Origin of the sequence: Elstera litoralis (assembly GCF_000963705.1) — a bacterium.
Lineage (GTDB): Bacteria > Pseudomonadota > Alphaproteobacteria > Elsterales > Elsteraceae > Elstera > Elstera litoralis.
On record NZ_LAJY01000635.1, the window covers coordinates 1 to 1,356 of the forward strand.

A 1,356-nucleotide genomic window follows, 5' to 3' on the forward strand; every position below is an offset into this window, starting at 1 on the left:
GATGGCGACAATCAGTTCGCCGGTCTTAGCGGGGTCTGGAAGGATACGATCTTCGTCAAAACCAACCTCAATCCCGGCCAATTGACCAATCCGCCGAAGGATTACTACCGGATCGTCGTCCGTACCCGCTATCAGCGCTACATCGGTGAATTTGTCCTGCACTGCCATATTCTCGACCATGAGGACCAGGGCATGATGCAGAATGTCACCATCGGCATTCCGGATGGTAAAGGGGGCCTCAGTCATGGCCACCATTGAGGCGACCTTGGACGCGCCGGTCTTCTACCCCGCCGTTCAGGCCCTGCTGGCAAAAGCCGCCAACGGCACCGCCGCCGATCACGGGGGGCTGAAAGCCTTCTGGACGCTGGACCGCGACGCGCTGCTAACCGCAACCCTCTTCGACCTGCCGCTGATCGCGCCGGAAGTCGAGTTGACTTGCTGCGGTAATCCGGTGAAAGGCGGGGCATCGCGCGCCGCCCGCTCGGCCCTCATCAAGGGGCTGAAGGGCGAAGCGCCGTTCGACGGTTCGCAGTATCCGCGCCTACCCTGGGGCGGAATCGCGCTGACGGCGGCGGAAATCGCCACCGTCGCGTCTTGGGTCGACGATGGCTGCCCTGGTGAGAGCCGGGCCAGCCTCAGCACCGAGCTGGACGCCGGTGAGGCCATGCCGCGCGTCGAACTCGTCGGGCTGGCGGGGCCGGTCTTCGGGCTTTTAACCGGCGACCCCAACGCCTATCGCTATGAGCGCGGCGAGCCGGTACAGCGCATGAACCTCGACTGCATGACCGACTGGCAGATCGACCGGCTGCGCCTTGCGTTTCGCGGCCTGTACGAGCTGAACAAATGGCCGGAAGACGCGCGCAATTACAATAATCTTGCGCTGATCCACCAGAACCATTGCCAGCACGGCTGGGAACGCTTCCTGCCCTGGCACCGCGTCTATCTCTACGAGTTCGAGAAAGCGTTACAGGCGATCTGCCCCGATGTGACGATGCCCTACTGGGATTTCACGATGGCGGCCTATCATCCGGAACAGCCGGAGACCGGCCAACGCATCCCTCAGTCGTTCATGTGCTTCCTCACCGAGGCGGCGCTGCCGGAACTGGTGAAGGCCGGGCTGCCAGCCGATCAGGCGAAAGCGCTGCAACCTTTGGTCGGCCAGACCTTCTACAGTCAGGATACATTCTTCGCGGCGGTAAAAGCGGCAACGGGGGTGGATTATGCTACCAATCCGCTGCGCCGGGCCTTCCTGGATGTGCTGTTGGAAGCCAATTCGCTCTGGTATCCCCTGCGCTACCCGGGCGAATACAATGGCCAGACGATCAATCAGGCGATCCACTACCATTACCCGACGGC

General features: G+C 62.2%; 2 protein-coding genes. Both read left to right on the forward strand.

Features of this window, described 5'->3' with window-relative positions; genetic code table 11:
- Nucleotides 1-258 (forward strand): multicopper oxidase domain-containing protein (locus VZ95_RS18475; RefSeq protein ID WP_045777168.1); only part of this gene is annotated, 258 nt, incomplete at its 5' end.
- The coding region (locus tag VZ95_RS27515) for a tyrosinase family protein (protein ID WP_045777169.1) at nucleotides 245-1,356 on the forward strand (1,112 nt) is incomplete at its 3' end. The genes VZ95_RS18475 and VZ95_RS27515, both read left to right, overlap by 14 nt.